The following is a 24,013-nucleotide window of genomic DNA, read 5'->3' on the forward strand; positions in this document are numbered from 1 at the left end:
GCCGGTGAGATCCGGCCGAAGGGAGTGTATTGGTGTGAAGTTGGTAGATTATGTTAATCCCATGCAGGGAACAGAATCGGATTTCCGGTATTCCAACGGCAACACGCTGCCGCTTACAGCGATGCCGTTCGGTATGGCAGCCTGGTGTCCGCAAACCCATGAAGCGGGCGGCACCTGGTTCTTCCATCCCCGTCACCGCCACCTGGAGGGCATCCGCCTGACCCATCAGCCCAGTCCCTGGATCGGGGACTATGGACATCTGACGCTGTTGCCGCAGAGCGGGCCGCTGCTGCTCAGCCCCGGCGCACGCTCCTCCTCCTTCAAACCGGGGGAGATGCAGGTCTCCCCCCACTATTTCAGTGTACACTTGCAGCGTTCCCGGACCCGGCTGGAGCTGACGCCCACCGAACGCTGTGCAGCGCTGAGAATAACTTATGATGAGCCGCACCAGAACAGGCTGATTATAGCGCCGCTGAAGGGGGAGTCACATTTTGTCTTCCAGCCGGAGATGCGCAGAATTACCGGCTATACCAGAGGCCATACCGCCGGGGTACCCGATAACTTCGCCATGTATTTCGTCTTCCAGTTCGATACAGACCTGATCATGGAGGAGTCGGGCATCTTCAATGGAGATTATCAGCCGTTAGGGACGTATGAGGGAACCGGAGAACGGCTCGGTGCCTATGCAGGATTAGCCCTGCCGGAATCCGGCGTTGCAGGGGTCAAGTGCGGCACCTCCTTCATCAGCGGGGAGCAGGCTCTGCTGAATCTGGAACGGGAGATTGGTGAATGCAGCTTCGGGGAGATCTTAAGCACAGCAGAGGCAAGCTGGGAAGAGCGGCTCAGCCGGATTACGGCAGAAAGCGCAGATGAAGAGAATCTCCGCACCTTTTACAGCTGCATGTACAGGGTCTGCCTGTTCCCCAGAACATGGCATGAATACAACGTGCAGGACGAACAGATCCACTACAGCCCTTTTAACGGCAGCATTTGCCAAGGTCCAATGTATTCAGATATCGGTCTGTGGGACGTATACCGGACCAGCCTGCCGCTGTACAGCCTTCTGTTCCCAACTCTACTGGGCGAGATTATGCAGGCGTGGACGCTGGCTTATGAAGAGAACGGCTGGCTGCCGAAGTGGCTGTCTCCGGGTGAACGCAGTGCGATGCCCGGGACACTGATTGATGCGGCAGCTGCGGATGCCATCGTCAAGGGAATCGGAGGCTTCAATGCGGAGCTGCTATATGAGGGCCTGCTGAAGCACGCGGACCATCCGGCTGCGGATGAGAGACTGGGCAGACGCGGACTTGAATTATATTTGCAGCATGGCTATCTGCCGCATGACCGGTTCCATGAAAGTGTGAGCAATACACTGGATTATGTATACGGGGATTTCTGTATTGCCCAGATTGCCAGAATACTTGGCAAGATGGATGACTATGAGCGCTTTATGAGCCGTGCGCAGAATTACAAGCGGTTATTTGATCCGGAAGTCGGATTCATGAGAGGCCGTAACGAGGACGGCACCTGGCAAGAGGCCTTTGATCCGCTGCAATGGGGCGATCCCTTCTGTGAAGGCGGTGCCTGGCAGGGGAGCTGGGCGGTCCCCCATGACTTCCCGGGGCTGGCCGGACTGATGGGAGGAGAGCAGGCATTCGTCCGCAAGCTGGACCAGCTAATGGCTGAAGAACCGGTATTCAAAGTAGGCTCCTATGGACAGGAAATTCATGAAATGTCGGAGATGGCTTCGGCCGGACTCGGGCAATTTGCCATCAGCAATCAGCCCAGCTTCCACATCCCTTATCTATTCTCCAGACTCGGGGCGTTGCCCACAACACAGTACTGGGTTCGCAAAACGATGGCCGGACAGTTCAGCAGCAGGATGGACGGGTTGCCCGGCGATGAGGATAACGGCAGCATGGGGGCCTGGTATATTTGGAGTGCCCTCGGCCTGTATCCGTTAAGTCCCGGAATTCCTGAGTACGTACTCGGCAGCCCCCTGTTTGACAAGGTTACCATCCAGCTTGACAACGGGCGGCAATGGGTCATTGAAGCGGAGAATAATAGTCCCGCCAATGTATATAGTGCATCGGTTCACTGGAACGGTAAGCCATGGGAGCATCACTCCTTGCCGCATGACGAGATTATGAGCGGCGGAGTGTTAATCTTCAATATGGTTCCGGGGCCTGCCCCGCTATAAGAACCAGGCGAGGCAGTCGGTGTTGAAAGCGCTTAACAGTAATGCGGAGAGGAGAGATTAACAATGGCTCAAAGGTTTCATTCCAAATGGAAAACGCTTGCCGCTATGCTGGCTGCATTGACCGCCGGAAGTCTGATAATGATTGGAGCAATGAGCATGAATACACCCGGGGAAGCACCTCCGCTTCTTATCGTCAATGGTCAGGAGACTTCAACCGCTGAATTCAACTGGCATCTTCAGTTGAACAGGGCGCTTACTGCCGATTACTTCATGCAGACTTATCATGCCGGTTATTCGGAGGACTTCTGGTTGACCGATTATTCCGGCGAGATTCCGTTGCAACGATGGATCAGGGACGCTCAGACTCAGCTATTGACCAAGCAAGCAGAGCTGCAGCTTGCAGAGGAAGCTGGAGTGATATCAGACATCAGCTTTGAGGCATTCCTGATTGGAATGGAGCGCGAGAATATACGGCGGAGTCAGGCGGAAGTGAACAAGGAGGTGGTGTATGGTCCTAAGCATCTGGATGGACAAGCTTACTACAGCTATTACATGAGCAATCTTGAGGATGCAACGATTGATGCGATGCGCCGCAATGGCTCTATCGTCATCACTGCTGAACAGGAGAGGCTGGAATACGAAGCCAATCTGGCCGCGAAATATTCCAAGCAGGGAACTACCCGTGTGGAATGGGTGACGCTGCCTTACGGACCGGAATCAGAGTACAAAGATCAGAGCGGGGCCATGGACAGAATGAAAGAGCTCCTGGCAGCAGTAACAGCGGGAAGGGAATCTACCGGAACAGAGCTTACTGGAACAACCCTCCGTGAACAGGCAGAAGAGTTGGGAGTATATACCCGCGAGCTAACAGTTACCAGCACCTCACGGCGGACAGCAGCTCTGGAGAATCCGTTGGTATTACTTGCTGCGGAACAGCTTGCACAGGGACAGATGAGCAGCTTGATTGTGGAGAATGGGGCTGTCCACCTCCTGTACTGCCTGTCCGAAGCTGACCCGGAAGCTCTGCCGCTCGATCAAGTCAAGGATCGGATTGCACAGGAGCTGGCACAGCAGAAGTTCCGAGCTCTTGTGGATCACAAGCGGTCCGAAGCCGTTGTGGAATGGAATAACCAGATGGCTGAGGATCTGGCACGGCAGGCGATTCAATAACAATTCGAGGAGGAATTACGCAATAATGTTGAAAAAACTGACAATAACCATACTTGCGCTGGTGATGATCTGCACGGCGATGCTCCCCACAATGGGCGTTTCTGCCCATACCGAAGAGACGGTGACCGATGAGTTCTCGACCCTTCCGGCAGGCGAGTTGCGCTCGGAGAATTGGGTGATTGACAGCAGCAATCCTCAGTTTTTCAGCGGAGATGCTGACAGGATGGTCAGAACCTCCACCGATACCGGATATGCAGTCTATCAGATGACAGGCATCCAGTCGTTCTCGCTTCAAACGTATTATTTCTCCGGCTCAACCGCCGTAGTGAAGTTCTATGGATCAGCGGATGCGGCAGACTGGACGGAGCTTCCGGCCGTCAATGACAGTCCGGCAGCGACCGCCTCGGGCTGGTACGGAACCATGTATACACCATCAGGTGCATTGCCGGATAGTGTAAATTACCTGAAGATTGAAGTCAGCGGCGATCTCGATACCTGGATGACGCAGCTCGGAAGCCTTAAGCTCTCCAATGTATCCATAGCTCCGCTAACGGTGAGCGATGAGCTGGACGATGTCTCACAGCTCTCTGCATACAGCGATAACTGGACCATGGATACAAGCAATCCCGATTATTTTGGCGGAGATGCTTCCCGGGCGGTAAGAACGGCAGAATCCGCTGAATTTATCGTATACCATCTGCATAACCTGCAGTCCTTCAAAGCCCGCCTGCATTCCTTTGCCGGCTCCAGCGGAAGCATCAAGTTCTACGGTTCGGCGGATGCCTCGGCCTGGGCGGAGCTGCCCGCTGTTCAAGATGCTCCCCAGTCCACGGGTGATGGAGCTTGGACAGGGAGCAATTATACGCCTGCAGAGGTTATTCCACCTGGTATTCATTATCTGAAAATCGAACTAAGCGGTGATTCCGCCCCCTGGCAAATGCAGCTAGGCTCGGTCTCCTTATCCAATAGAACACAGGGAGGCGGCGGTAGCAGCGGTGGAGACGGGGATTATTACGTCGATGCCCTTACAGGCAGCGACAGTAATGACGGGCGGACACCGGAGACGGCGTGGAAGACATTTAGCGTGGTCAATCAGACTACCTTTGAGGCCGGTGACCGGATCTTGCTGAAGAAGGGCGGCATCTGGAACGAACAATTATATCCCAAAGGCAGCGGAACGGACGAGAAATTGATCACTATCGGTGCATATGGCACCGGAAGCAAGCCGGTTATTAATGGCGGAGGTATGGCCGGCGGGGCCGTGTATTTACGCAATGCCTCGAATTGGATGATCCGGGATCTGGAGGTTACCAACTATGCCTCCGAGAGGGGGACGGTCTACCGTGAAGGTATTATGGTAGAGAATGCCAATGGAGGGATCTTAAGAAATATACACATTAAGGATAACTATGTGCATGATGTATCCAGCAGCTTCCGCTATCCTACCGTATCCGGGGCTGAAGGTGGCCCACATGCATTCGGTGGCATCTCCGTATATGTAGGAGGAACAACGGGTACAGACAAGTTCGACGGAGTATGGATCGAAGGCAACACGGTGGAACGGATCGGTCGTACCGGGATTGTGGTATGGGATCAGCGGTTCAACGGAACGGACTATGCTACGGTCAATGTCACCATCCGCGGGAATTATGTCAAGCAGGCGGACAGCGACGGCATTCTCACTTTTGGTGTGAATGGAGGGTTGATTGAACATAACATTGCAGAGGAGGGGGGGAACTATTCCGAGGAGGGTGAATTTAACGGCTCCGCCGCGATATGGCCGACCCGGGGCCGGAATAACGTTGTACAGTTCAATGAGTCCTTCAATACGAACAAGCCGGAGGGCGACGGGCAGGGCTTCAATCTGGATATTGATACCATAGACAGTGTGGTTCAATACAATTACAGCCATGGCAACAAAGGCGGATTCATGCTTTTCGTTGATGCGCGCTTGACTCCGGGGGTGCTGACAGGCTCCTCTAATAATGTGGTACGCTACAACATCAGCCAAAATGATCTGACGCATACCTTTAACTTCGCAGGCGGGGTTACGCCGGATACACAAATCTATAATAATACGATCTATATCGGAGCAGGGCAGAACACCAGAATTATCGACCATGAATGGGATGACGGCGGCAATATCAACGCTCCCTATTCCTTCAAGAATAATCTGGTCTACAACCTTGGACAGGGAGGGTATAATCTGCCGGGAGTGAATGGCACCTTCGATCATAATCTGCTGTATGGCAATCACCCTGCAAGCGAGCCGGAGAACGCTAATTCCATCACAGCGAATCCGCTGCTTGTTGCCCAAGGCAGCGGCGGCACCGGCTGGAATACGGTGGACGGCTACAAGCTGAGAGACAACTCGCCTGCACTCGGAGCGGGAGCTGTTATTGCAGACAATGGCGGACTGGATTACTGGGGCAATGCCGTGTCAGCGGAGGCTCCGCCGAATATCGGAGCATATAACGGCCCCGGACTTGATCCGGCAACGCTGCCTGAAGCACCCATAGATGATCTGCGGCTGTATTATGAAGGCCTGAAGATTGTACCGCATATTAAGGATGGAAGCAGCGGTGATCTATCGCTTCAGCTTCAATTCACGAATAGTTCCACCTCAGATCCTCTGGTCATTAAGAAGATTACCTGGACTGTAGGTGAAGGCAAGGATCAGATTAGCGGCAGCGAATCGCAGTTATCCGGGATCGCACCGGGCAACAAATTCCCTTATTCCATTCCACTGCCGGGATTCGCTGAAGGCGTTAAGTATCCGCTGGAGCTGACGGTTGATCTGGAGGGTTACGAGGATGTTCACATTAAGCGGAATATAGATATTAACCGGATGCCGAATCAGTCGGATACAAGCAGTCCGGCGCTGATTGATCTTGCGGACGGAACGCCTCTACTGACGGGTTACATTGGTGTTGATGATCTCAGTGGAACTGCGCAGCTGCGCTGGGATAAAGATCAGTTATATTTGACAGCCGATATCCGTGATGATGTATTCACTCATAAGGCTTCCGGGATTAATATCTGGCAGAATGACAGCATCCAGTTCAGCCTTGCTCCCGGTGTGCCGGGAGACAGCCAGTCCTGGTATGAATATGGGATCTCTCAGACGCCGGAGGGGCCGCAAATTTACCGCTGGTTGTCCATGAAGGGGGCAGCCACCGGAGTGTTGACCACAGGCACGCTCAAGGTGACCAGAGATGAGCAGAATAAGGTAACCTCATATGCCCTGGCACTGCCCTGGAGCGAAGTGAGCCCCGTCCGGCCAGCGGCGGGTGAAGTCTTAAGCTTCTCGATGCTGGTCAATGACAATGACGGAGCAGGCCGCAAGGGTTATATCGAATGGGGCTCAGGCATTGGCGGTGTGAAGGACCCGACTCTCTTCCGCACCTTTCAGCTGATGAATACCGGCAAGGGCGAAGAGCCGGAGCTGAGCAGCAATGCCGCTTTGAGCCGGTTGAGTATTGACGGTACAGATATTTCAGGGTTCGGGCAGGATAAACTGGATTACACCATCAACCTTCCTTTTTCCAAGACTGAGGTGATTGTAACAGGGACACCTGCTCATGCCGGGGCGACAGTGACAGTAACAGGCGGGAGCGGGCTTAAGGTAGGAGACAACAGGATTGATGTCAAAGTTACTGCTGCCGATGGAACTACTTCCAAGACTTACACTGTACATGTGGTTCGGAGCGGTGATAACGCGGGGACGGATACGCCTGAACCTACGCCCGGCAGCAATAACGGCAACAATAACAATAATAATAATAATAACAGTGGCGGCAGTGAAGGTACTCCCGGCACAGTAGGTGGTGAGATCATTACTCATTCACCGGGACTCCTTCAGTTACAAGCTGAACCGGGAGCCGATGGAATCAGTCACGCACAGCTTCGGGACGGAGAGATCCGGCAAGCTATGGATGGTGTGCAGAGCGGAGCACTGGTGCTTAAGCTGGCAGCGGAGAATGCTATGTTCAAAGGAAGTGCTTTTCAACTACCGGTTAAAGAGCTCAAGGATCATGTAACCTCGCTTACAGTACAAGCTGGCGGAGTGACCCTAACGATTCCCGTGGCTTCTCTGATGGATAGTATTCCGGAGGATTCCCGGCAGCTGGAGCTTTCCGTTCATATTGCAGATGCTTCACAGCAGCCTGCGGCCATGAATAAGAAATGGACAACATATTCCATGCACCGGATCTCTCTGGCCGTGGACGGACAGCAAATTGAAAGGTTAAGTCGCTCTGCATCCATGAAGGTATCCATTGCACACAACTTGAAGCCGGGAGAAGCGCAGCATCAAGCTATCGCCTATTCCATCACTGGTGGAGGGCAAACCGAAGTGGTTAAGAATTCTAAATATGTATCAGGAGCAGGCAGCGTTACGTTTACAACACAGAACTTTGGCCTCTATGGCACTGCAAATGCAGGTGTTCACTTCTCCGATACGGATTCAAGTAACTCCATCATTCTGGAGGCATTGGCTGCCCGTGACCTGGTTCGCGGTACAGGAGAGGGCAAATATGAACCTGATCGGCAAATCACCAGGGCAGAATTCATTCAGCTGCTGGTGTCCGCTCTGGAGCTTCAAGGCGGGAATAATCAAGGGATTTTCAAGGATGTCACTCCAGGGGCCTGGTATTACCAAGCAGTTATGACGGCTCAGGCCGCAGGTGTTGTTAATGGGCGCAGTGAGAGCTTCTTCGGTGCAATGGAGCCGGTTACCCGCCAGGAGATCGCTGTTATGCTGTTCCGCGCTATGCGTCTGAACGGACCGCAGCCGGAGACTTCTGGCCCTGCCGCAGCCTTTACGGATCACAAGCAAATCGGAGCGTACGCTCTGGAGGCGGTTAACTATCTGCGGCAGACCGGTATCATCAATGGTTATGATGACGGTACTTACAAACCGCAGGGTTTGACCACGCGTGAAGAGGCTGCAGCGGTAATATACAGAATCATGGGGTTGTGATTTCATTCTAGGGAGGCTGCCGGGATTTCCCGGCGGTCTTTTACTGCTTCAGTTCAATTTGATAAGCTCTAGACGGATTGCAGCTATACATTTGACTAACCACTACATTATGTAGTAGATTATAACTACTACGTAGTGTAGTAATAATGTTATGGACGCATAACGAAATGAAGAGGTGTTCACGGTGAGCAAGATTCACAAGCTATCGGATACAGAATTAGAGCTAATGGAATCCATTTGGGCGAGTACGCCGCCAGTAACTTCAACGGAGCTGCTGAACCAGTTTGCGCACAAGGGACGTGACTGGAAGGCGCAGACGATCTCCACCTTTCTGTCACGGTTAGTGGATAAAGGGTTTCTGACTGCCACCAGGCATGGCCGGTTAAACAAATATACCCCGGTGATTTCGCCTGAAGAGTATAAGCTGGTCGAAACTCAGCATGTCCTGGACGGGCTGTATCAGGGCTCTGTCAAGAATCTGATCTCAGCCATGTACGATGGCGACAAGCTGTCGGACCAGGATATTGATGAGCTGAAGCACTGGTTCTCGGAAAAGTAGGTGATGACGATGAAGACCTTACTCGATATTCTAATCCCGCTAACCGTTGCCGGAAGCGTAGTTACACTCAGCATTCAGGCACTGGGGAGGTTCTCGACCGGACATTTCCCGGCCCGATGGCGTTACGGACTCATTAAGCTGTCCTTAGTCTTTTATTTGATCCCTATAGCTCTGATCCTGCCGTGGTTATCCCAACACCTAAGCGCGCCGCGCGTAGCCACAAGTGTACAGAATCCCCAGAGTGGGAGGCTAACCGGGTATGTAGCGGAATCTCTGCAGCCTGCTCTAGCCCTTTCCGCAAGTACCGCATATATCCTGTTAGGGATCTGGGCAGCGGGAGCCATCATTTTTGCCGCCTGGCAAGGATATGCGTACCGCAGGTTTACCAGAGTACTTAAGCGTAACCGTACCATGGTACCGGAGAATAGTGAGCCAGCCAGCATGCTAAAGAGCATCAAGGAGGAGCTTGGCCTCACATGTAGCGTGAAGCTCGCGTACAGTTCTGTCGCACGCAGTCCTTTTCTGGCCGGTCTATGGAGACCGTCGATCTATTTGCCTATACAGAGTCATCCCAATCTGGATATGGAGATGGTCCTGCGCCATGAATTGGTTCATCTGAAGCGGAAGGATCTGTGGATCAAGGCTGCACTGCTTGCAGTCCGTACATTACATTGGTACAACCCGCTAGTTCACACCGTTCGTCATGAGCTTCATACCTGGAGTGAGCTGACCTGTGACCAGGAAGTGGTGCAAGAGATGTCTCATGCCGACCGCAAACGTTACGGCGGGACAATTCTGAATGTCATGGCAGGGCCCACCAGTCAACCCGGAGCTTTCTACGCCTTATTATCCGGTGACGGCAAACAATTACAAAGGAGATTAACCCATATGCTTAACGTAAAAAAACTAAACAGACAGACCCTCTTCCTATCGGTCACCGCAGCCCTATTAATTGCAGGGATCGGCACCTCTACGGCGGCATTGGCCTCCAAGATGACACCGCAAGTAGTCGCCGACTCGGAGTATACTTCTTCTGATAATGCCGCTTCCGAAATTGCGGCTTCTACAGTGCCTGAAGGTAAAATAACCGAGCCAGCCAAAGGTTCTGGAACCCAGCCTGCCGAGAGCAGCACCATCCCCGCCCAGGAGTATAAAGCAGGACAACTTGTTGCTGGGCCATCTGAATCTGCTGGTTCTGTAACGGTTCCCGCTAAGCAGTCTCCAGGATCTGCTCAAGCAGAAATAATTGCCCAGCCGCTGCCTGAGCTTGTAGCAGCCCCTGAGGAGAGTGCTCCTGTAACAGTACCGAAAGCAAGCGCAGCCCAATCGGATTCCGGGCTTGCCCCTGCGCCGGTCCCTGCCCAGGAAGAGGCCATCGCAGAGGCGCTTCCGGAGCTAGTGCCGGCTCCGGCAGAGAGCGTTCCAGCACCAGCAAAGTAAACATCCTGCATTCAATCTGCCGGTATATAATCACAGTCAGGGGCAGCTTCCCAAGCGGAGGCTGCCCCTGTTTTTTTCACAAACACGTTCTAATCCCTGAAAGGTCTGAAGAATTCACGGATGTCATCCGCCAGCGGTCCCGGATCTTCCATAGCTGTGAAATGTCCACCGCGGGGCATCGTGGTCCACCGTGTAATATTCAGATTGCGTTCAGCCCAGGCTCTGGGCGGCAGACAGACATCCCCAGGGTATAGCGCTACCGCTGTAGGCACCTTAATCGCCCCCAAAGGCGGCAAAGTATGTGTATTCTCATAATACAAATTCGCGGACGAGCCTGCCGTATTTGTAATCCAATAAATCATAATATTCGTAAGTAACTCATCCTCGCTGAAGCTTTGCCGCAGATCGCCCTTACAATCACTCCATGCCCGGAATTTCTCAATGATCCAAGCCGCCAGACCCACAGGGGAATCGGTCAGCCCGTAAGCAATCGTCTGCGGCTTCGTCGACTGAATCTGCATATATCCGCCTTCCTCGGCGATCCATTGTGAGGTGTTTCGGATATACAATTGCTCCTCTTCCGTCAGGTCAGACTTATCCTGCACCGCCAGCAGATTTTTGATCAGGCCGATGTCGGTTAGATGAATTCCGCTTAGCAGCTCAGGATGGTTGAAGGCCAGATACCGGGTCACACCGGAGCCGATATCTCCGCCTGCCGCAGCGAATTTGCTGTAACCCAGGTGTTCGGTCATTAATGTGGCCCATAGCCCGGCGATATGGGAATTGCTGATGCCCGTGCGCTTCAGTCCGTTCGAGAAGCCGAATCCGGGTACGGAAGGCACGATCACATCGAAGGCATCTTCAGGATTTCCGCCGTAGCTCGCCGGATCTGTAAGCATGGGAATAATCTTTTCGTAACGCAAGAAGCTGTCCGGCCATCCGTGAGTGAGGATCAGCGGGTGGGGATTAGGGCCTTGGCCGCGTTCATGCACGAAATGTATATCCAGCCCGTCCACCTTGCAGCGGTAATGTGCCAGCTTGTTCAGCTCCGATTCACGGGTCCGCCAATCGAATTGATCCCGCCAATAGGCAATAAGGGATTTCAGATACGCCTGATCTGTCCCCCGGTCCCATCCAGATTCTTCGAACATACCAGGCCAGCGGACATGCTCCAGTCTGTATTTCAGATCCTCCAGGACTTCATCGGCAACATGGATTTGATAACGTTCAACCGTCATTACGATCGCTCCTTATGTGTGATAAGTTCAGCACCATCGATAATACAACTATACTTGATAAGTATGAGAGTAAGGTATTTAATGTATAAGACGTTTTAGAGAAATTAACAAAAAGCAAAAAGAAGCGGAGGGGAAATTTGGAACTGGAGGAGCGTTGGCGACCGCCTTTGTATTTGGATTTCTACCGCGATTAGCGGTTTAATCAAGAAATCTGGGGACAACAGCGGCCGGAGGGCCAAACATTCTCTGGAGTCACGGCTGTACCCATAAACGAAAACCTACAAGTACGAACTAGATAGCAGTTGCTTAAATCCACTTAAATTAGATTTCCACCCCCGTCTGTGACCACACGCACCACAACTTCCGTGAAGTAGGCTACATTTAGAGTATACCTAACGAAAGGTTTCACAAACTTCCGAAATTTGATTTGAATCCTCCTTTTGCAGCGGCTGGCGTAATAGAATGAGGTTGCTGATAAGGATTATCAATCAAATATTGGAGGCTAACACTAATGAGTACACAAACCAGACAAATCGCCGAGGGCATCCACTGGGTAGGCAAAATAGACGACCGTCAAGTTCCGTTCCACCGCCTGATTCTCGCCAAGGGAACAACCTATAACTCCTATCTCCTCAAGACCGGCAAGCCAACCGTAATTGATACGGTAGATATGGAATTCGGCCGCGAATATGCCGAGTGTCTTGGCGGAATGATCGACCTGATGGATATTCATTACATCGTCATTAACCATACCGAGCCTGACCACTCCGGCGGACTGGCGGCACTGGCGGCACAGGCTCTGAATGCTACGATTGTCTGCACCGAGATCGCTGTGCCGGAGCTGCAGGAGATGTATAAGCTGCACAGCCGCAACTTCCTGGTGGTGAAGGACGGAGACACTCTGGATATCGGCGGCAAAACCCTGCTGTTCAAAGAAACGCCGTACCTCCACACCGCAGAGACGATGATTACGTACTGTGTGGAAGACAAGATCCTGTTCCCTTGCGATATTTTCAGTACACATGTAGCTGCTGAGCATCTGTTCAGCGATGAAGCAGGCTTCGATATCACTGAAGATTACAAAGGCTATTATGCAGCCATTATCCATCCGCACAGAAGATATGTAAGAACGCTGCTGGAAGCGGTGAAGGATCTGGAGATCCGCATGATTGCACCCTCCCACGGATTCCTGATCCGCGAGGACATTCCTAAGTTCATCGGGCTGTATGCCACCATGAGCCGGGAGACTACCCAGGGCAAGAAGGCTGTCATTGTCTACACCACCATCAAGAACAGCACGAAGAAGATGGCCGCGATCATTGAGAATTGCCTGAAGGAGAACAATATTGAGACCGAAGTCTGGAACGCAGATAAAAGCAGCACCGCAGACATCCTCCACAGCATCGAATCGGCAGACGCCGTCTTCATCGGCAGCTCCACGAAGTATGCAGATATGATCGGGAACCTGGAGGAAGTGCTGAAGGGCATGCAGGAGATGAACCTGGAAGGTAAGCTTGCCACGGCGTTTGGCTCCTACGGCTGGAGCGGAGAAGCGATCGAGGTGATTCAGGATTACCTGAACGGAACGAACATGATTGTACAGAGCACCTCTGAGGTGATCAAAACCACCGGCATGACCCATGTGGAGTTCCCCGTCCGGGTGAGATTCTCTCCAAGAGAGCCTGAGAAGGTCCAGAAGATTAAGCATGCAACCGAATTTGTCTCGGATCTGCTGCTCAGTTCAATCTAGGGAGGAGGAAGCGAACATGACGAAGCATTACGTAATTGTTGGCGGCGGTGTAACCGCCGTCCATGCCGCCAAAGCGATCCGCGATCAGGACACGGACTCGGAAATCTCCATTCTCGGGGAAGAGAGCGGCCTGCCGTACAACCGGATCAAGCTGACCAAGGGCCTGTTCACCGATCTGCATAGCGAGAAGGTTCTGATCAAGAAGGAGAAATGGTACCGCGATAACCGCATTACTGTGCAGTCGTCCACCCGCATCGTATCCATCCACCCGGAGCGCCAGACGGTAGAGACAGAGAGCGGCCAATGTGTGGAATACCATAAGCTGCTGCTCTGCATGGGGGCGAAGAACCGCGCATTAACCATCCAGGGTGCCGGACTTGCCAACGTACACAGCATCCGGGAGCTGGCTGACGCAGACCGGCTGAAGGACAGTCTTAAGGAAGGCAGCCGCGTAACCGTCATCGGCGGAGGGGTGCAGGGGATTGAGACCGCTTGGGCGCTTCACGAAGCTGGGTATACGGTAACTGTGGTTGAATACGCACCTGCCCTGATGGGCAGACAGCTCGACAGCTACTCTTCCAAGCATCTGCAAGAAACCCTTGAACAATCCGGGGTGAAGGTGATTCTTCAAGCGGGTGTGGCTTCCATAGAGGGGACAGAGGTTGTCACTGGGGTTACGCTGAATGACGGCACGAGCTTCCCGTGTGACCATGTGGTCTACTCCATTGGGATTGTTCCGAATACTGCTCTGGTTGACGGCTCGAAGATTGAGGTCCGCAGCGGCATTATTGTGGATGAATATCTGCAGACGAGTGCTCCGGATATCTATGCAGCGGGTGACGTTGCCGAGTTCGGCGGGCTGGTGGAAGGCCTGTGGGGCGGAGCGATGGAACAGGGCAGAATTGCAGGGAGCAATATGGCCGAAGCCCGGAGTGTATACCGCAGAGCGGTTCCGGTGACCTTGTTCAATGCGTTCGGGGTGTCGTTGTTCTCCATCGGCAACACCGATGAGCGGAATTGCGATGAGTCGGTATGCGGTGAAGAGAACGGGGCGTATACACGGATTTTTGTGAAGGATCATGTCATTGTCGGGGCGTTGTCCTGGCAGGGCGCTGCGGCTTCGCTGGCTTACAAGGCGGCTGTTGAGCAGGGCATCCGGCTGAGCGGGAGTGCTGACGGCAAGAGCATCGAAGACATTATAGCGGAAGCACAGTCTGTTCTGAACTGATTAACTACTAAGAATATAGGAGATGAGTATGATGAAAAAGTATATCTGTACCCCTTGCGGCTACATCTACAACCCGGCGGTAGGCGATCCCGATGAGGATGTAGCTGCCGGAACAGCGTTCGAGGATCTGCCGGAAGATTGGGTCTGTCCGGTCTGCGGTGAGGACACCAGCCATTTCGTACCCGTTGAGGAAAAGAACACAATTGCGCATTAGTGGATTAAGGCTTCACATTTCACATTACAGGGGGAACGGTATGAAAGAGCATTCCTGCCAGCACGCCGCAGAACCTTGTACACGCAAGGTACCGATTTTTGCCGCGCTGACCGATGAGGATCTTACCCGGATCAGCGCGATGATTAAGCACCGCAAATTCACCAAGGGACAGCCGCTAATTCTCGAAGGCGCGCCGTCCGATACGCTGTACATTATTCAGCAGGGACATGTGAAGTTATCCAAGATTACGCCCGAAGGAAAGGAACAGATTCTGCATATCCTGACAAACGGGGATTTCTTCGGGGAACTCAGTATCTTCAACAGCGACGAGCTTAGCAACTTCAGTGCGTATGCGCTGAAAGACACCAATATCTGCCTGCTGACCCGCAGCGATATGGAGCAGTTAATGACCGAGAATCCTGACATCTCCCTGCGCTTGCTCAAAAGCTTAACCAAACGGCTCGCCCACACCGAGAATCTGGCGCAGAGTCTGGCGACCAAAGACCCGGAAATCCGGATCGCGTATATGATCATGGAGCTGAGCGAGAAATACGGCAAGCCGCGCGGCGGACGCGTACATATCGACCTCCCGCTGTCCCGGGAAGAGCTGGCCAGTTATGTCGGAGTGACCCGCGAGACCATCAGCCGGAAGTTCTCCCGCTTCGAGGACTCCGGTCTGATCAAGCTGATCGGCAACAAGCAGATGGTGGTCATGGACCCGGCGGGTGTGGAGCGGTTCATGGGAATTTAAGGGGATTGAAATATAGAATAAGCGGCATTTCTGTCATTTGATGATGGGGATGCCGCTTTCACGTGGACTGGACGTAATTCCCGCGCCAGGCACCTTACAAATACCTGACGCATATTGTATGGTTATAAGCCTACCAGGCGACAACGGGAAAGGAAGTGGGTGTATGGCTGCGGGGATTTTAAGATATTTTGCAGACGGCAATACGGCTCTCGGCTACTACAGTTTGTTCGAATCGAATCTTCAAGGGCTCCGGCGGATATTCATACTGAAAGGCGGTCCCGGTACCGGGAAATCCTCCCTGATGAGAGCAATCGGTACGGAATGGGCGGAGCGGGGATACGATATTGAGCTGATCCATTGTTCATCCGATAAGGATTCCATTGACGGGGTCATTATTCCGGCGCTTGGCGCGGGTATTGTTGACGGGACTGCGCCCCATGTGATCGAACCCAAGGCTCCCGGAGCGGCTCTGGAATACGTGAACCTGGGCGAAGCGTGGGACTCGGCAGCACTTACCAGCCAAAGGGAGAGCATTGAGGAGATCAATCAGAAGGTTGCTGGTGCCTATGCGGCGGCGTACAGCAGATTTGCGGAGGCCCTGAGCATTCATGACGAATGGGAAAAGATTTACTTCGGGCATATGGACTTCGGTAAAGCGGATCAATTAACGGCCCTGATGCTGGAACAGCTGTTTGGTGAAGCTCATCTTCAGAGAAGCGCTGACGTCAAGCACCGGTTTCTGGGCGCAGCAACGCCGGCAGGAGCAGTTGACTTTGTCCCTAATCTGACCGAAGGGCTGTCCAGACGCTTCTTCCTCAAAGGCCGGGCCGGAACAGGCAAATCAACGATACTCCGCAAAATCGCCGCCGAAGCGGAGAAGAGGGGCTTTGATACGGAAATCTATCATTGCGGATTTGATCCCCACAGTCTGGATATGGTCATTGTGCGTGAGCTTGACTTTGCCATCTTTGACAGCACCAGCCCGCATGAATATGACCCGGAGCGGGAAGGAGACTTAATCATCGATACGTATGAAGCCATTGTTGCACCGGGAACAGATGAACGCCTCGCCGGGCCGCTAGAGGAAGTAAGCGCACAATATAAAGCCACAATGAAAACGGCGATAGCTGCATTGGCAGAGGCCAAGGTGCACCGGGATGAATTAAAGAAAATTTATATCGCCGCGATGGATTTTAGCGTGGTGGATGCCGCCAGAAACCGGATATCTGCTGAACTGGATAACATACAGGCTTAGCGGTTAATAGGATCTGAGCCAGTCTCGGGGCTTATCCTGCGGAGGTATTTGCTATCCGCAGGGTAAGGCCTTTTTCGGCTTAACCGGATTCTTTAACAAACGGATATGGCTGCGGGCCCGTGTGGTGCGCTCCTACCGGTTGACGCGTTCTTCATCAAGGTATAAACTTATAACCTTAAATATGTAACCAGAGATCATTAAAAACGTTTACATTCCAAAGGGGAGAGAATATCAATGACTACTTACGAAGTGGCTTCCTTCAATATCCGCCTTGACAATCCGGCAGACGGAGAGAACCGCTGGGCGTTACGCAAGGAGCATATGCTGCGCCTGATCAGGCATTACCGCTGGGACGTCTTCGGACTGCAGGAGGCGCGGGGCAATCAGCTGAAATACCTGGCGTCACTTGAGGATTATGAGGTGGAAGGCATCAGCCGTGATCATGATCCTGATAGTGAGCACTGCCCGGTCTTTTATAACAAGTCGGTATTCACCAAAGAAGACGGAGGCACGTTCTGGCTGTCGGAAACGCCGGAGGTACCTTCCAAGTCCTGGGACTCAGCTTACAACCGGATCTGCACCTGGGTGAGGCTGCAGGACACAAGAAACGGGAACCGGATTCACTTTGTGAACACCCATCTGGACCATATCAGCGAGGAAGCCAGATACCGCGGCGCGCTGATGATTCTGGACTGGGTCCGTAATCTAGGCGGAAATCTCCCGGTTGTGATCACAGGGGATTTCAATGCTTTACCGGACGAACGATGCTACCGGGAGATTACAGCGCAGCTGACTGATACCCGCAGGGCGGCTGAGGCACATTATGGCCCTTGGGGTACATTCACCGATTTTCGCTACGATATTCCATGGGATGAGCTGATGGAGATCGATTATATTTTTACGGACAAGCAGGTGAAAGTACTGAAGACTCGGACAGTAACCGACAGCTTCGACCGGAAATACCCTTCGGATCATTATCCTGTTACAGCAACTTTGGAAATCTGACGGGCGAAGCCCGGATATAATCACTCACAAATGGGGACAACGGCATGATGAGGATATTCAGACATAAGGGTTATTTTATCGGAGTGCATATTGTATTGTGTATATCCCTGTTCTCCACACTGTATGCGTACTCTCCGGTCATCCGGGTGAAGGTGAAGGAGATCATCGAACCGGCAGACAAAGTCTATACGATTGCCCACCGCGGCGCGTCCGGTTATGCTCCTGAGAATACGATACCGGCCTTCGAGCTGGCGCGTGAGATGAATGCCGACTCGATTGAGCTCGATATCCATCTGACCAAGGATCTGATTCCGGTTGTGATTCATGACGAGACGGTTAACCGTACTACAAGCGGCAAAGGCTTCGTGAAGAATATGACCCTGGAGCAGATCAAACAGCTCGATGCAGGCACCTGGTTCAATCAGGACTACCCGATGTTCGCCAGAGATCTCTATATTGGGCTTACCGTCCCCACGCTTGAAGAAGTATTCGAGAGGTTCGGCAAGGACATGAACTATGTGATCGAGATCAAGGAGCCTGCCCCGAAGTTCGGGATAGAAGCGATCCTGAATGAAACGATATTGAAATATGATCTCGCCAAAAGGGTGTCCGTGCACTCCTTCAGCGCAGCCAGTCTGCGGGAGCTTCATGCGATCAACCCGGATATTCCGCTATATCAGCTGGTATGGAATGATTATGCGGCTACGAGGGTGACTCAGTCCTATCTCGATACTGTGAAGACCTATGCCGTAGGCATCAGTCCGAATTTCCAGGGAATCAGCGCGGCTTATGTAGCTCAGGTGAAGAGAGCCGGGCTCAAGATCATCCCGTACACGGTGAACTACCAGCTTAATATGGATAAAGCCTATTCTTGGGGAGTAGACGGAGTGCATACGAATTATCCCGACCGCTTCCTTGAAGTGATTGCCGCCAACAGGGCAAATGCCAAATGGTAGGAGTGGAGGCTGGGGGGACAGACCGCTCATTTACTATAAAAGGCCAGAAGAAGGGTCCAGTTCTTGTCCGATACCCGGACATGAACTGGACCCTTAGCGAAATATAAGAATTTATAGGTTGCACACGATAAATGATCCTTCTATTTCTCGCTGAAACGGTACCGTCCTTTAAAAGGACGGCAATGCCGTTTTCACTTGTTGTGCTTAAAATGCGCTTAACACGATATTCCGCAGCTTGCGCGTAATGGGCAGGGTACCGGCATCCTTCTTCTGGATCATGAACAGGATGGTCAGGCGTTCCTGCGGGCAATTGGCAAAATAAGCGCCCAGCCAGCCGTCCCAGCCGTATTCTCCCAGGCTGCCGAGCCCACCGGCTTGACCGGGATCGGTCAGGATGCGCATCTGATTGCCATAGCTGTAGCCTTGCAGCGAATGCCAGGGATTGAAGCCTTGCTGCTGCAAGCTGGTCAAGCTGGCCGAGGTCATATACTGAACGGTGCGGGGCTTCAGCAGCTCCACTCCGTTCAAGCTGCCCTGATTGATCAGCATGGTGGTGAATTTGGCGGCATCCTCAATGGTCGAGACCAGCCCGGCTCCGCCTGCTTCATAAGCCGCCTCCCGGTCCATATGATGGTTAACGCCCAGGTGACTCGCTGAATACCGGGTCAAGCCGCCTTCGCCGTCATCCTGGTAGATGCAGGCCAGCCGGTCTCGCTTGTCTTCGGGCAGCCAGAAGCCGGTATCCTTCATCTGCAGCGGACCGAAGATCTCCTGCTGCAGGAATTCGCCGTACCGCATGCCGCTGACGACTTCAACTAATGCACCGAGGACATCCGCAGAGGTGCCATACTGCCAGGATGATCCCGGCTCGAAGGACAGCGGGCCTTCGCCCAGCCGATTGGCGAATTCCTGTGTGCTCATCGGATTATCGCCCTGCAGACGGCTGTCGAGTTCCCGGAACAATGCATCCGTATACTGACCCGCCAGGTCTTCTCCGCCGTAGACCAGGCCAGAGGTCATGTTCAGCAGGTCATTAATATCAACCTCCCGGCTCACGGGCTCAAGCTCGCCGTTCTTCTCTACCTTCTGATTTTTGAATCCGGGTATGTACTGGCTGACCGGATCGAACAGGTCGATCTCCCCGCGCTCCAGGAGCAGCATAACGGCTGCGGCGGTAACCGGCTTTGTCATCGAGTATAGCCGGAAGATCGAATCCCTGGACATCTTGCGTCCAGCTTCAATATCGGCATAGCCGTCTTCGTGATACCAGCTTTCTTGTCCATCCTGAAGCACCATGAAGTTCGCACCGGCGATTTCCTTATTGGCAATGCTTGCGCTTAGCGCTTTGGTAATTAGGCGGGTTGTGTTTGAATCCAGCATCTCTAGGTCTCCTTTGATATGAACCGTTATCTATATTCCAGGGGGAATAGCATTTCGCATAGAGAATATTATACGTCTTTCAGAGTGGAATGTAAGCGCATTTCAGTGAAAAAATTGAATAAGTATAGGTTTTCGTTGCTTCGCTTAATTCAATGTTACCTTTCTGGTCGTCTATACTAACGGAGAGACTATCACAGGGAGGTAATATTTTGAAACAAAGAACAAGATGGCTTGCGGCGGTTCTTACTTTTACAATGCTAATCATGTCGCTGACTACACTTGGATTACCGGCACAAGCTGGAGCGGTTCCTATTCCGCAATCCTTCGCCAAGGGCGCAGATGTCAGCTGGCTGCCGCAAATGGAAGCTGAGGGCTACAAATTCTATAACGATCAGGGAGACGAAGCGGACCTGCTCCAGATTCTGAAGGATCACGGAATCGATTCGATCCGTCTCCGGGCTTTCGTCCATCCATCCGATGATCCGATCAACGGGCATAACAGCACCGAAGAGATGGTTATGCTGGCCTCCCGTGTAAGCGCTCTCGGATTCAGGGTAATGGTCGATCTGCACTACAGTGATTCCTGGGCCGATCCCGGGAAGCAGGTTACTCCGGCCGCCTGGGCCAGTGATAATCTGGAGCAGCTCAAAGCACATGTCTCAGAGTACACCACAGAGGTGATGCAGGCGCTGAAGGACGCGGGGGTAACCCCCGAATGGGTGCAGATTGGCAATGAGATTAATAACGGGATGATGCACCCGCTGGGCAGCTATAGCAATACGGCGAATCTGGTGGAATTGATCCAGGCTGGCTCACATGCGGCCAAGGATGTTTTTCCTGAGACCAAAATCATTATTCACAGAGCCAACGGGGCAGACACCGGTGTAGATCCGTTCTATGCAGGTCTGGTCGAAGCGGGGCTTAAGGACAGCGATTATGACATCATCGGGTTATCGTATTACCCGGATTCGATCTTCACTTCTTCGATTAATGAATTGTCCTCCAATATGAACCTTTTGGCTGCAAAATACGGAAAAGAGGTCATGGTCGTCGAGGTCGGCGGCGATGTGAGCAAGAATGTGGATAATGTATACAACATGCTAGTTGCTGTGCAGGATGGCGTGAAGGCTGTACCTGGAGGCCAGGGAACAGGTGTGTTCTATTGGGCACCCGAGGGCGTCTACTTCGGTTATGGGCTGTCTGCCTGGAACCCGGACGGAAAGCCTTCCTTCGCGATGGATGCTTTTATCGACGGTGCTTCTGCAATCAACCGGGTGCCGGTTCAGTCGGTAAAAGTGGAGAAGCAGACCGAAATCCTTGAAGTAGGCGGAACCGGCAGCGTCAAGGCAACAATCAGCCCGGGGAATGCAACCTATAAGGGGTTGACCTTCACCAGCTCTGATGAAGCCATCGTCAAGGTAGACAAGTATAAAGGAACGATCTCCGGGCTATCTGCGGGCACCTCTACAGTAACAGCGGTTACGTATGACGGCGGATTTACAGATTCAACGGAGATTACAGTCTCGCCAAGCACAAGCTTCATTCAGAATCCCGGCTTCGAGGACGGGCTGAACGGCTGGACCGTAAGCGGCGACAGCGCGGCGGTCAATGTGGAGTCGGATGCCCATTCCGGTTCGGCTGCACTGCACTACTGGAGCTCAGGGGCTGCGGAATTCCAAATCTCCCAGACGGTCACAGGACTAGAGAATGGAACCTATCAGTTATCCGCTTGGGTCTCGGGCGGGGGCGGGGAAGAGACGGCTGAGATTTTTGCGGGCAATCAGAAGCAGCAGTTTGTCAACACAGGCTGGCAGCAATGGAGTAATCCAACCATCGATACCGTTGAGGTTACAGATGGAACGCTGACACTAGGCGCTAATCTGAAATCTGCGGGAGACAAGTGGGGGAATATTGATGACTTCAAGCTGGTCAAAAAAGCCGGAGCCGTCAGCACCGATCATCTAACGGTCAACGGCGCTAAGTCCGACTGGTATCTGAGCGGTTCCAAGCCTGCTACCTTCGGTGACAGCAATGCTTCAGGCGGCTTCGATTACGGGGATGACAAGCCGATTAACTTCAATCTTACTCATGAAATGACCGGACTTGCGCCCGGAACCTATACCCTCCAGGCCAAAATCTTCGGGGACAAGGGTGAACCTTCTCCCGGTTCGGTAATGTATGTGATCTCCGAGGGACAGACGTATTCGGTGCCTGTTACCTATTCAGGCAGCGCCTGGCTGAAGCCCCGGACTCTGACGCTAAAGCATGTGCACATCGGGGAAGACGGAAGTGCATCGCTGGGCTTCAAGGTCATCACGGACTCGGATAATCATTACGGCTATCTGCAAGAGGTGACCTTCGTGCGCAATAGCACAACTACACCTGAGGTTCCTGGTGAACCAAGTGAACCCAATGAACCGAGTGAACCGAGTGAACCAGTGACACCTCCGGTCACAGAGCCGGTGACACCTCCGGTAACGGAGCCGGTGACACCTCCGGTAACGGAACCGGTAACTAGCCCGGAAGAGAATCCTGTACCAAGTCCGGCAGCCAGTCCTGTGCCAAGCCCGGCTACGGCAACAGGAACGGACTCCGGTTCAGGCTGGACAGCACCGCTGGCAACAGCTCAAGCGTCAGCTACACCGCCAGCCACGCCGCAGCCGGAGATTCTGACTGTAACTGAGCCGAAGGTGAATGCACAGAACCAGATTGTGATCCCACTGGCTGAGGGTCAGAGCGAAGTAAGAATACCCGCTGACGCCGCGGCTCTTAAGGGAATAGCCGGCCTGAAGGTGGAAGGCAAGACGGTAGCTGTAGAGATTCCAGGCCAGGTTGTGCAGCAGCTTCAAGGCTTAGCCGGGCAGCAGCAGAAGGGCTCGATGATCTCTGTCGTGCTTGAGCCATGGTCCCCAGAGCAGAAGACGGCCTGGACACTTCAGGCCAATACCAAGAGTGAGGCTGAACTGAGAACAGCCGGAGAAATGTTCAATCTCAGGCTGTCTGTGCTGAATCAGCAGGGAGTGAAGACTCCGCTGGTCTCGTTCGCGGAACCTGTTACGCTTCGCTTGAAGGTTCAGGAGAACGGGAACCCGATGCTTGCAGGTGTCTATGCGGCCGCAGACGATGGAACGCTTGAATATGCAGGCGGAACCTGGGAACAGTCCGTATTGACTGCACAGGTACGGCAATCCGGCAATTATGCTGTACTGGAGTATGACAAGAGCTTTGCAGATGTGAGTCCGGCGGATTGGGCCTACTCAGTGATTAAAGAGATGGCTACCAAGCATATTATCGAGGGCGACCGGGAAGGACGCTTCGCACCGAAGAGAGAAGTGACCCGTGCCGAATTCGTTACGATGCTTGTCCGTGCCCTTGGGCTGAAGGCGGAAGGCCTGAGTTCGTTCGCTGACGTAGACAGCAGCAAGTGGTATGCGGGCGATGTCGCGGCTGCTTTTGCAGCCGGAATCGTGAAGGGCGATGCGGCCGGCCGGTTCGCAGCAGAAGCGCCGGTCACGCGCCAAGAGATGGCAGCGCTGCTTGTGAGAGCCTACGAGCTGCGCTCTGGAAGCAAGGCTCCGGCAGGTTCCCTGCCAGTTTTTGCCGATGCCGCCAAGATTGACAGCTGGGCTAAGGAGGCCGTGAGTGCCGCCGGTTCACTAGGCATCATTACAGGGACTCCGGACGGATTCCTCAAGCCCCAGGCCAATGCGACACGTGCAGAGTGTGCGAAGGTATTGAGTTTGCTGCTTAATCTGTAAGCAAGAGGATAAGAGTATATGTAGAAGTAGAGCAGCGATCTTCCTGTAATGGGGGCGCTGCTCTTTTTACTGGCATGGGATAGTATGGTTGAGAAGGAGCTGGGCGCAGTATAATCGGAAAACCGATC

15 protein-coding genes are annotated in these 24,013 nt (G+C 53.1%); 13 read left to right on the top strand and 2 right to left on the bottom strand.

Annotated features, from left to right (window positions below; all coding sequences use genetic code 11):
- Positions 1-34 precede the first annotated feature (34 nt).
- The 5 genes from MKX51_RS14735 to MKX51_RS14755 all read left to right on the top strand — a co-directional run bounded on the left by MKX51_RS14735 (position 35) and on the right by MKX51_RS14755 (position 10,350).
- Complete coding sequence (locus MKX51_RS14735) at positions 35-2,200, top strand: GH92 family glycosyl hydrolase (RefSeq protein ID WP_340992900.1); 2,166 nt, start codon at positions 35-37, stop codon at positions 2,198-2,200.
- A 63-nt stretch (positions 2,201-2,263) separates the two neighbouring features.
- On the top strand, positions 2,264-3,370 hold the full coding sequence (locus tag MKX51_RS14740) for a peptidylprolyl isomerase (protein WP_340992901.1): 1,107 nt from the start codon (positions 2,264-2,266) through the stop codon (positions 3,368-3,370).
- Positions 3,371-3,395: 25 nt separating this feature from the next.
- Positions 3,396-8,351, top strand: a complete 4,956-nt coding sequence (locus MKX51_RS14745; protein WP_340992902.1) for an S-layer homology domain-containing protein — start codon at positions 3,396-3,398, stop codon at positions 8,349-8,351.
- A 184-nt stretch (positions 8,352-8,535) separates the two neighbouring features.
- Positions 8,536-8,910, top strand: coding sequence for a BlaI/MecI/CopY family transcriptional regulator (locus MKX51_RS14750; RefSeq protein ID WP_340992903.1), 375 nt, complete (start codon positions 8,536-8,538; stop codon positions 8,908-8,910).
- A gap of 9 nt (positions 8,911-8,919) precedes the next feature.
- Positions 8,920-10,350 carry a M56 family metallopeptidase gene (locus MKX51_RS14755; protein ID WP_340992904.1) on the top strand — a complete coding sequence of 477 codons (1,431 nt, stop codon included), beginning with the start codon at positions 8,920-8,922 and terminating at the stop codon, positions 10,348-10,350.
- An 89-nt stretch (positions 10,351-10,439) separates the two neighbouring features.
- Here the strand turns inward: MKX51_RS14755 and MKX51_RS14760 are convergent, their stop codons facing one another.
- Positions 10,440-11,588, bottom strand: coding sequence for an epoxide hydrolase family protein (locus tag MKX51_RS14760; protein WP_340992905.1), 1,149 nt, complete (start codon positions 11,586-11,588; stop codon positions 10,440-10,442).
- A gap of 511 nt (positions 11,589-12,099) precedes the next feature.
- Here MKX51_RS14760 and MKX51_RS14765 point away from each other — a divergent pair.
- From MKX51_RS14765 to MKX51_RS14795, 7 genes are all read left to right on the top strand, one after another.
- Complete coding sequence (locus MKX51_RS14765; RefSeq protein ID WP_340992906.1) at positions 12,100-13,338, top strand: FprA family A-type flavoprotein; 1,239 nt, start codon at positions 12,100-12,102, stop codon at positions 13,336-13,338.
- A gap of 16 nt (positions 13,339-13,354) precedes the next feature.
- Positions 13,355-14,566: an NAD(P)/FAD-dependent oxidoreductase gene (locus tag MKX51_RS14770; protein ID WP_340992907.1), complete on the top strand. Its 1,212-nt coding sequence runs from the start codon at positions 13,355-13,357 to the stop codon at positions 14,564-14,566.
- Between the two features lie 31 nt (positions 14,567-14,597).
- Positions 14,598-14,780: a rubredoxin gene (gene rd, locus MKX51_RS14775; RefSeq protein WP_076075525.1), complete on the top strand. Its 183-nt coding sequence runs from the start codon at positions 14,598-14,600 to the stop codon at positions 14,778-14,780.
- Positions 14,781-14,820: 40 nt separating this feature from the next.
- Positions 14,821-15,531 carry a Crp/Fnr family transcriptional regulator gene (locus MKX51_RS14780; RefSeq protein WP_340940782.1) on the top strand — a complete coding sequence of 237 codons (711 nt, stop codon included), beginning with the start codon at positions 14,821-14,823 and terminating at the stop codon, positions 15,529-15,531.
- A 163-nt stretch (positions 15,532-15,694) separates the two neighbouring features.
- On the top strand, positions 15,695-16,786 hold the full coding sequence (locus MKX51_RS14785; RefSeq protein ID WP_340992908.1) for a PRK06851 family protein: 1,092 nt from the start codon (positions 15,695-15,697) through the stop codon (positions 16,784-16,786).
- 234 nt (positions 16,787-17,020) lie between these two features.
- Positions 17,021-17,791, top strand: a complete 771-nt coding sequence (locus MKX51_RS14790) for an endonuclease/exonuclease/phosphatase family protein (protein ID WP_340992909.1) — start codon at positions 17,021-17,023, stop codon at positions 17,789-17,791.
- Positions 17,792-17,835: 44 nt separating this feature from the next.
- Entirely contained in the window at positions 17,836-18,747 is a 912-nt protein-coding gene (locus MKX51_RS14795) for a glycerophosphodiester phosphodiesterase (protein ID WP_340992910.1), read from the top strand.
- 204 nt (positions 18,748-18,951) lie between these two features.
- Here the strand turns inward: MKX51_RS14795 and MKX51_RS14800 are convergent, their stop codons facing one another.
- Positions 18,952-20,127, bottom strand: a complete 1,176-nt coding sequence (locus MKX51_RS14800) for a serine hydrolase domain-containing protein (RefSeq protein WP_340992911.1) — start codon at positions 20,125-20,127, stop codon at positions 18,952-18,954.
- A 209-nt stretch (positions 20,128-20,336) separates the two neighbouring features.
- Between MKX51_RS14800 and MKX51_RS14805 the strand changes: the two genes are divergently transcribed.
- The gene (locus MKX51_RS14805) at positions 20,337-23,885 is read left to right on the top strand and encodes a glycosyl hydrolase 53 family protein (RefSeq protein WP_340992912.1); all 3,549 of its coding nucleotides are present in this window, start codon (positions 20,337-20,339) and stop codon (positions 23,883-23,885) included.
- Positions 23,886-24,013: the final 128 nt, after the last annotated feature.

Origin of the sequence: Paenibacillus sp. FSL M7-0420 (genome assembly GCF_038002345.1) — a bacterium.
Classification (GTDB): domain Bacteria; phylum Bacillota; class Bacilli; order Paenibacillales; family Paenibacillaceae; genus Paenibacillus_AQ.